Source organism: Bacillus sp. 5mfcol3.1, assembly GCF_900114335.1.
Lineage (GTDB): Bacteria > Bacillota > Bacilli > Bacillales > Bacillaceae_G > Bacillus_A > Bacillus_A thuringiensis_S.
The window spans coordinates 1-8,595 of the sequence record NZ_FOST01000033.1; the positions used below are offsets into that span (position 1 = coordinate 1).

Consider the following 8,595-nt stretch of genomic DNA (forward strand, 5'->3'; position numbering starts at 1 on the left):
TCATGGTGTGTACGACAAGAAGGGCAGTCCCATTTACGTAGGTTTAGATTTTTAACGTCTTTGTTTTGATATCCACAACAAGAACATAATTGGCTAGAAGCAAATGTTTTCGATACAACAATGACTTGTTTGCCGTACCATTTTGCTTTGTATTCCAACATGGTTCGAAACTGTGACCATGATACCTCACTAATTGCTTTTGCTAACTTATGATTCTTTAACATATTCGATACTTGCAAATCCTCTATACCAATAACATCGTGGTTTTTGATGATTTCAGTCGAGACTTTGTCCAAGTAATCTTTTCTAGCATTTGCCATATATTCATGAATTCTAGCTACCTTTACTCGCTGTTTATTCCAACGAGTAGATCCTTTTATTCTTCTAGAAAGAACACGCTGTGTTTTCGCCAACTTCTCTTCTAATGACCGAAAAAACTTCGGATTTTTATAGGTTGTTCCATTTGACAAAATGGCGAAATCTTTTAGCCCCACATCCATTCCAATGTAAGATTGTGTTTTCGGAAGTTCTTGCACTTCTGTTTCAACTAACAATGATACAAAGTATCTGCCAGAAGGGTTCCGTCTAACTGTAGCATTTAAAATGCGTCCCTTTACTTCACGACTTTTAGCAAATCGAACAAGACCTAGTTTTGGCAATTTCATTTTGTTTCTTATAACGGCAATGTTTTCATTTGTTTGTTTTGTGGTGTAAGATGGTACGTTGTTTTTCTTAGATTTGAAACGTGGGGCACTAGTTTGTTTTTTGAAAAAGCGTGTATAAGCATCCGCAAGGTTGCGAACAGACGACTGAATCGCAATACTATCCACTTCTTTGAGCCAAGCAAACTCTTTTTTCATGGAAGGAAGTTTGGCAGAGCATATACCATATGTCAAACCTTTCCCCGTCTCTTTGTATGCGTTATCCCATAGAGATAGGAAATGATTGAATACAAAACGAGAACAGCCAATTGTTTTATTAATTAGGGTTGCTTGTGTTTTATTTGGATAGATACGAAATTTATATGATTTATTAATCATCATTCATTTCACCTCCATTTCGGCATGTGTCCATTATACAACAAACATACATTCGATAGGTAGTGACGTAATAATTTATGTATGTCGAACAATTAAGATGGCTTCCTGCCATCCCTTGTCCGAAGCCAATTCATCTCCCACCTACTTACTTCGCGTTCCTTGAGGAAGGAGTCTTCTTGGCTAAAGTTATAAAAATTCCATGATTTTGGGTTATGGCAACCTAAACAATGATGCGGACAACCAACAAAAAACACAACTGTCCGTAGCTCTTCACCATCTACTACACTATCCTGAATAATATTCATTACCCTCATTTATGTTTCACACGATCTGCTTCTTCACTACGCTTTGCATTATTCCATTTGGACATGTCCCCCACAAGATATCCAGTAATACGGCGAATTCTTTCAATATGATGATCTTCTATATTTCCACAGCTAGGGCACTCATTTTCAATAACTCCATTATAGTCACAACATCTACAACGATCCACCGGATGATTAATTGAACCATATCCTATTTCATACTGTGCCATTGCTTGAACAATCTGTTTTAAAGCCATTTGATTATGTGCTGCCGCCCCATCTAATTCAATATACGTAATATGACCACCATTGCAAAGAGCATGAAACGGCCCCTCTAAACGGATTTTATTAATTGCTTGAATAGGATAATAAACTGGAATATGAAATGAATTTGTATAGTAATCATGATCGGTTACACCTGTAATAGTTCCAAACTCAGCACGATCCTTTTTAATAAATTTCCCTGATAGTCCCTCAGCAGGAGTTGCAATTAAGGTGAAATTCAAGTGATGTTCTTCTGTTGCTTGGTCCATCTTTTTTCTCATAAAGGTAACAATTTCTTTTCCAAGTCGCCATGAATCTTTATCTTCCCCATGGTGTTTTCCTGTTAAGGCAACCAAGCATTCCGCAAGTCCAATAAAACCAAAGCTCAATGTTCCTTGCTTTAAAATCTCAGTAACTGAATCTTCTGGTTGTAGTTTTTCACCATTGCGCCAAATCCCTTGTGAATATAGGAATTGAAAATCTCTTGCTTTTTTTGTACATTGATATGAATATCTTTCTAGCAATTGACGAATGCCAAGGTTGATATAATGGTTTAACGAATTAAAAAATTTCTCTTTTGAATCATTAATTAAAGCTAATTTTACTAAATTAATAGATGTAAACGATAAATTTCCTCTTCCAATCGCTGTTTCATCGCCATGAATATTAGACATCACACGGGTACGACAGCCCATATAACATACTTCACTTTCAGGGTTCCCATTATAATACGCTGCATTAAATGGCGCATCTAAAAATGAAAAGTTAGGAAACAATCGTTTCGCGGTTGTTTCTAACGCAAGTTCAAATAAATCATAATTTGGATCCTTTTCTTCAAAATTTACGCCTTTTTTTAACTTAAAGATTTGAATGGGGAAAATAGGCGTTTCGCTCTTTCCTAATCCCGCTTGTGTCGCACGTAGTAATTGCTTAATTAATAGCCTTCCTTCTTTTGATGTATCTGTACCGTAGTTAATTGAAATAAACGGAACTTGCCCACCACCACGGCTATGCATGCTATTGGAGTTATGAATAAATGCTTCACATGCTTGATATGTATCGTTTTCTGTTTCTTTCCATGCAAACTCCTCAATTTGTTCCTTTGTTAATGGGTAGTCACGTAGCTTTTTCTTATTCTTTTCAAATGTTTTACTCACATAGGGGGCTAAATCTATATCAAACATGGCAAGAGATTGCCCTCCATGCTGCATATTTTGATTGGCTTGAAGAATAATAGACGAGAGTGCTAATGCACTTTTGATATCTTGTGGTTGTCTCATATGACCATGTCCAGTGTGGAACCCATTTTTTAGCAATTGTGCTAAAGGGATTTGTGAACAAGTGGTCGTTCCCGTTGCATAAAAATCTAAATCATGTGGATATAAAATGTTTTGATTAATCGCTTCTTTTACTTGTTTAGAAAGCAAATGTTCCCTTACATAATGTTTTGCGCTTTCTGATGCAAAGTTTCCCATCATTCCCATTGGGGATCGACCATCGACATTTGCGTTTTCTTGCATTAAATCTTGATCATTACTCTGTACAATTCTATGAAAAGTTGTCCATAATGTATTTTTTTGTTTTTTTCCTTTGTTTGAGGGGTTCATTTAACTCACTCCAATTACATATATAGTGTTAACTATTGATAGATGATAATATATATAGTTAAAATGTGCAATACTACTCATATAAGATGTATATAATTCTTTCTTTTTAAAAGAGATTGAATCTATACATTTTTCGTATTAGCGTGTCTATAAAAAGTGTATAGAGATTGATTGAATTAACTATGTGTAGATATAGGAAATAGATTTCCTTATTTTAGGATAGAGATAGTAGGGGTACTAATAGATATAAAAAAACGAACTGAAGAAAGTTTCACTTTATAAAATAAAAGGTATAAAAATAGAATGCAGTGATTTCACTCACAGTAATTTTTTTAAACATAGTTTATCTTATAAGTGAAGAGTGAGTATGAAAAATTCATTTTATTTTACTATTCGGGATGGGTATTCCCTGAATTGGTGGAGTATGATTACCAGTGGGGGATTCTCTCACTGGTAAAGGTATTTATCTAGAAATGTAATATTATATATGCTACTGATTATAATTCTTAAGTAAAATTTTGAAAAAAAGTTAAATATGAGGTGTGGAAGAATGAAGTTAATTATTCCAAAGCAGCATGGAGCCTGGGGTATGCTGCTTATTCCATTTGTTTTAGGCATTTTAACTGGTAAATGGACTTGGTATCATATACCTCTTTTTTTAGCGTGGTTTTTTGTGTATTTAGCTACGTACCCCTTATTAATGTATGTAAAACAGCCGCGAAAGAAATATTATTTTCTTCTTTATTTTGGTGAGGCTTGTATATGTACGGCTATTGCTCTTAGTTATGAATGGCGTATAGTGTACTTTTCTATTATTATGCTCCCGTTTTTTTGTATAAACATTTATTTTTCAAGTAAAAAAAATGAACGAGCTTTATTAAATGATGTATGTGCAATTATTTTGTTTTGTATAGGGGGGATTATTAGTTATTACTTCACAATGAAAACAGTAGATAAAAACATATTGATAATAGCGACTATAACATTTTTATATTTTATAGGGAGTACGTTTTATGTAAAAACAATGATTCGTGAAAAAAAGAATCCAACGTATCGTATTGTGTCATGGTGGTACCATTTATTACTTGTGATTGTTACGTTTATTTTATCACCATCAATTACCATTATTTTTATCCCGAGTTTGATACGGTCTATAGTACTTTATGGAAGAAATATTTCAATTTTAAAAGTGGGAATTTTAGAGAGTATAAATGCTATTTACGTTTTTATTACAACAATAATAGTATTTAAGTATTTTATCTCGTAAAGGTTAATATTGTATCATATTGTTTTATTCAGATTTAATTTGAATTAATTATTACATTAATATCTGCTCTAATACTGAATGTAGAAAGGATTGTATAAATAATGACTTTTTACGAAAAATTAATGCCGTATTATGATGAAATTTTTCCGGCAAATGAAAAACAATTGAATTTTATTGCTTCTTATTTACAAGAGGGAGACTCCGTAATTGATGTAGGTGCGGCAACAGGGAACGTGGCTAATGCATTAGTTGAAAAAGGAATGATTGTCACTGCGATGGAGCCAGAGAAGAAAATGGCTGATAAAATTTCTGAGAAAGCAATACCCCATAAAGGGAAACTTTATGTAAATACACTTAGAATGCAGCAAATAGACGAGGTACCTGGAATATTTGATGGTATTTATTGTATTGGAAATACGTTGGTTCATTTAGACAATGTACAGGAAATTACTGATTTTATTCAAAGTGCTTTTAAAAAACTTAAGAAAAACGGAAAGTTAATAATTCAAATTGTAAACTATGAAAAAGTATTAAATCAAAAACAGTTCATATTTCCAGTAATTAAGAAAGAACACTTCTCATTCAAACGAGATTATGCAATAGAGAGAAAAAAAGTGCGATTTACTGTAACATTAAATACAAGTGGTGAAGAATTCTCAAATAGTATAGAGTTATATCCAATTACAAAAAAACAATTACTTCTGATATTAATAGATTGTGGTTTCGAGTCAGTAGAAACTTACGCTAATTTTGATAAAAAAACATATTCACTTGATGGTCCGGCTCTAGTAATTGTAGCAACAAAATAAATAAAAAAACACCAGAGTAGAGAGTTGTTACTCAGGTGTTTTTTTATTTATTTTTTTAAAATGTGATTCTAGTCCTCTTTTAATTATAAAAAGGTTTATATAATTCAGTTGTAAATCAAATCTGATTGAGGAGGAATTGAGTTATATGAGCAAAGAAATTAAGTTAACTAAAGATATATATTGGGTAGGGAAAGTTGATAATAGAGAAGTTCCGTTTCATCGTTTGATCTTAGCAAAAGGAACAACTTATAACGCGTATTTGCTAAAAACGGAAAAGCCAACAGTGATTGATACAGTTGATATAGAGTTTGGAAGAGAGTTTGTAGAATCTTTAAGTAAATTAATTGATCCACAAGAAATTCAATATATCGTAGTGAATCATACAGAACCCGACCATTCAGGGGGATTAGCAGCATTAGCATCAAGAGCTACTAATGCAACAATTGTATGTACAGAAATTGCAGTACCAGAAATACAAGAGATGTATAAGCTGCATAATCGAAAGTTTTTAATAGTAAAAGACGATGATACATTGGATATTGGCGGAAAAACATTGAAATTTAAAGAAACGCCATATCTTCATACTGAAGAAACGATGATTACCTATTGTGTAGAGGACAAAATTTTATTTCCATGTGATATTTTTAGTACTCATATAGCAAATGATGAGATTTTCAGTGATAAAGCGAATGTAGATATTACAGAAGACTTTATTGGCTATTATAATGCCATTATCCATCCACATAGAAGATATGTAAGAACATTAATAGAAGCTCTAAAAGATTTGGATGTACAAATGATCGCACCATCTCATGGCTACATTTTACGTCAAGATATACAGAAGTATATTAATTTATATGCAAATATGAGTAGAGATACGAATCAAGATAAAAAAGTAACAATTGTGTATACAACAATTAAAAATAATACAAAAAAAGTAGCAAATATTATTAAAGAAACTCTAGAAGCAGATAATATTCATGTAACAGTATTTAACGCTGATAAAGCAAAAAAATTAGAAGTTTTAAAGAGTATTCAAGAAGCTGATGCAGTTTTCATAGGATCTTCAACTAGATATGCAGATATGATTGGTAATTTAGAAGAAATTTTAAAAGAAATGACAGAAAAGAATTTAGAAGGGAAAATTGCAGCTTCATTCGGTTCATATGGTTGGAGTGGAGAGGCGATTGAGGTGATACAAGATTACCTCAATGAAACAAATATGAATGTACAAAGTACATCAAAAGTTATCAAATCTACAGGTATGACTCATGTTGAATTTCCTATTCGGGTTAGATTCTCTCCAAAAGATGAGGGGAAAGTAAAGAAAATCCAACATGCAACAACATTTGTTACAGATTTATTATTGAGTTCTATTTAATAGAAAGTAGAGGTGAAAACATGAAAAAGAATTTTATTATTATTGGGAGTGGTGTAGCCGCTGTGAATGCTGCTAAAACCATCAGAGAGTATGATAAAGAATCAGATATATTCATTTTTGGTGAAGAGCCATCACTACCTTACAAAAGAATTAAATTATCAAAGGATCTGTATTCAGATTTACACAGTGAAAAAGTGTTAATTAAAAAGAAAAAGTGGTATCAAGATAATCATATATCAGTTTTAATAAATACAAAGGTGGTAAAAATTAATACAGATGAGCAATTTATTGTTACATCCAATGAAGCGGTATTTGCTTATCATAAACTATTAATTTGTACAGGAGCAAATAATAGAAGATTAGAGTTAAATGGAATTAACAAAAAAAATATTTTTACTATTAGGGACATGCAAGAAGCAGATGAGCTTAAAGGATATTTAGAAGGAAAAGAGAATATTGTGACCATTGGTGGGGGTGTACAAGGGTTAGAAACAGCATGGTCTATTCTGAAAGCTGGTAAAAAGGTATCCATTGTAGAAGTAGCTCCTTCGTTAATGAGAAGACAATTAGACACAAAATCTTCGCTTCTCTTAAAACGAAAAATTGAAAGTGAAGGAGTAAAGGTGTATTTAAATACTTCTATTGATTCTATTCTCGGGGAAGAATCCGTATCTGGTATAAAGGTGAACGAAAATTATCAAATCAATTGTGATAGTATTGTTTACTCAATTGGCGTTACCCCGAATACCACACTTGTACATGATACTGCTATTAAATTAAATAGAGGTATTGTTGTGGATGAGAAGATGAGAACAAATATAGAATCCGTATATGCTGCGGGAGATGTTGCAGAAATAAATGATGAGATTGAAGGATTATGGGCGACTGCAATGGAACAAGGAAGAGTAGCTGGTAGTAACATGGTATCGAAAACTGCTATTTACAAAAAAGAAATTCCAACTACTATTTTTAACGCATTCAATGTATCTTTATTTTCAATTGGATCAGTTAATGAAGAGCAATGTGATACAACAATTGTTGAAGAAGATGGTAAGGAGAAGTATACAAGGTTATTTATTAAGAATAATAAAATAGTGGGTGTGATTTCATTAGAAGGAATTGCTGCATCTATTCCTTACAAATCTGCGATTGAAAAGCAAGTATCATTAGAAGGAATAGATTTAATAAATACCAATATAAGTGAAATAATGAGCAAGTTAAAAGAGAAAATATAAAGCTGTATAGAAAGGAGAGGGAATTATGAAAAAATACATTTGTTTACCATGTGGATATATTTATAACCCGGAGGTAGGAGATCCAGATGAGGATATAGAACCAGGAACAAGTTTCGAGGATTTACCAGAGGACTGGGTTTGTCCTGTTTGCGGAGAAGATAAAAACCATTTTGCACCAATAAATGAATAATAAGAAAAAAACAATGAGAATACTGCATAGTATTCTCATTGTTTTTTCTTATTGAATGTGATTGCGGTCACAGAAATATTATTTTAAAAAATCTATAATAATTGTGTAACATATATTTATACCGATTCAGCCATTCTCGGTACACTCCATAGGGCCCTGACGCCACCCTTTCTCCTCAGGGCCCTATTTTCTATGACATATTTAAAATATGTTTATGTAGATATTGTATAACTATTTTTAAAAAAATATAGTTATGATTCGGGTCACTGATATATTTATTGAACTACCCCCACTTTCACTTCGTTTAGAAGAGGGGGATTCCTAAGTAAAGAGTTCTATCGAACTCTAATTTATTAGGCTAGCTCCACAGTCCTTGCGGTTAGAAGCCTTATCGCTTCATTTTTTAGATTTATACTTGCGTTAATATCCCTATCATGGTGTGTACGACAAGAAGGGCAGTCCCATTTACGTAGGTTTAGATTTTTAACGTCTTTGTT

8 protein-coding genes and 1 pseudogene are annotated in these 8,595 nt (G+C 32.5%); 5 read left to right on the plus strand and 4 right to left on the minus strand.

What is annotated here, in order from left to right:
- The 3 genes and pseudogenes from tnpB to BM089_RS29970 all read right to left on the minus strand — a co-directional run.
- A partial coding sequence (tnpB, locus tag BM089_RS29960; protein WP_090979094.1) for an IS200/IS605 family element RNA-guided endonuclease TnpB occupies positions 1-1,043 on the minus strand: 1,043 nt, incomplete at its 3' end.
- Between the two features lie 173 nt (positions 1,044-1,216).
- A pseudogene (locus BM089_RS31710) lies at positions 1,217-1,354 on the minus strand (4Fe-4S cluster-binding domain-containing protein); the annotation flags it as partial.
- Positions 1,351-3,216, minus strand: a complete 1,866-nt coding sequence (locus BM089_RS29970) for an anaerobic ribonucleoside triphosphate reductase (RefSeq protein WP_090979100.1) — start codon at positions 3,214-3,216, stop codon at positions 1,351-1,353. The gene BM089_RS29970 and the pseudogene BM089_RS31710, both read right to left, overlap by 4 nt.
- 550 nt (positions 3,217-3,766) lie before the next feature.
- Between BM089_RS29970 and BM089_RS29975 the strand changes: the two genes are divergently transcribed.
- The 5 genes from BM089_RS29975 to rd all read left to right on the plus strand — a co-directional run bounded on the left by BM089_RS29975 (position 3,767) and on the right by rd (position 8,098).
- On the plus strand, positions 3,767-4,483 hold the full coding sequence (locus BM089_RS29975; RefSeq protein WP_090979102.1) for a YwiC-like family protein: 717 nt from the start codon (positions 3,767-3,769) through the stop codon (positions 4,481-4,483).
- A 101-nt stretch (positions 4,484-4,584) separates the two neighbouring features.
- Entirely contained in the window at positions 4,585-5,292 is a 708-nt protein-coding gene (locus tag BM089_RS29980) for a class I SAM-dependent methyltransferase (RefSeq protein WP_061529988.1), read from the plus strand.
- A gap of 145 nt (positions 5,293-5,437) precedes the next feature.
- A complete protein-coding gene (locus BM089_RS29985; protein WP_090979105.1) occupies positions 5,438-6,673 on the plus strand; it encodes an FprA family A-type flavoprotein in 1,236 nt (411 codons plus the stop codon).
- A 20-nt stretch (positions 6,674-6,693) separates the two neighbouring features.
- On the plus strand, positions 6,694-7,908 hold the full coding sequence (locus tag BM089_RS29990) for an NAD(P)/FAD-dependent oxidoreductase (RefSeq protein ID WP_090979108.1): 1,215 nt from the start codon (positions 6,694-6,696) through the stop codon (positions 7,906-7,908).
- Between the two features lie 25 nt (positions 7,909-7,933).
- Positions 7,934-8,098 carry a rubredoxin gene (gene rd / locus BM089_RS29995; protein WP_061529985.1) on the plus strand — a complete coding sequence of 55 codons (165 nt, stop codon included), beginning with the start codon at positions 7,934-7,936 and terminating at the stop codon, positions 8,096-8,098.
- Positions 8,099-8,451: 353 nt separating this feature from the next.
- Here rd and BM089_RS30005 read toward each other — a convergent pair.
- Positions 8,452-8,595, minus strand: a 144-nt coding sequence (locus tag BM089_RS30005) for a zinc ribbon domain-containing protein (protein ID WP_139213364.1), incomplete at its 5' end; no start/stop codon positions are given.

Coding starts and splice junctions, on each gene's coding strand:
- BM089_RS29970 (WP_090979100.1), bottom strand. CDS start 3,216: ATGAACCCCTCAAACAAAGGAAAAAAACAAAAAAATACATTATGGACA.
- BM089_RS29975 (WP_090979102.1), top strand. CDS start 3,767: ATGAAGTTAATTATTCCAAAGCAGCATGGAGCCTGGGGTATGCTGCTT.
- BM089_RS29980 (WP_061529988.1), top strand. CDS start 4,585: ATGACTTTTTACGAAAAATTAATGCCGTATTATGATGAAATTTTTCCG.
- BM089_RS29985 (WP_090979105.1), top strand. CDS start 5,438: ATGAGCAAAGAAATTAAGTTAACTAAAGATATATATTGGGTAGGGAAA.
- BM089_RS29990 (WP_090979108.1), top strand. CDS start 6,694: ATGAAAAAGAATTTTATTATTATTGGGAGTGGTGTAGCCGCTGTGAAT.
- rd (WP_061529985.1), top strand. CDS start 7,934: ATGAAAAAATACATTTGTTTACCATGTGGATATATTTATAACCCGGAG.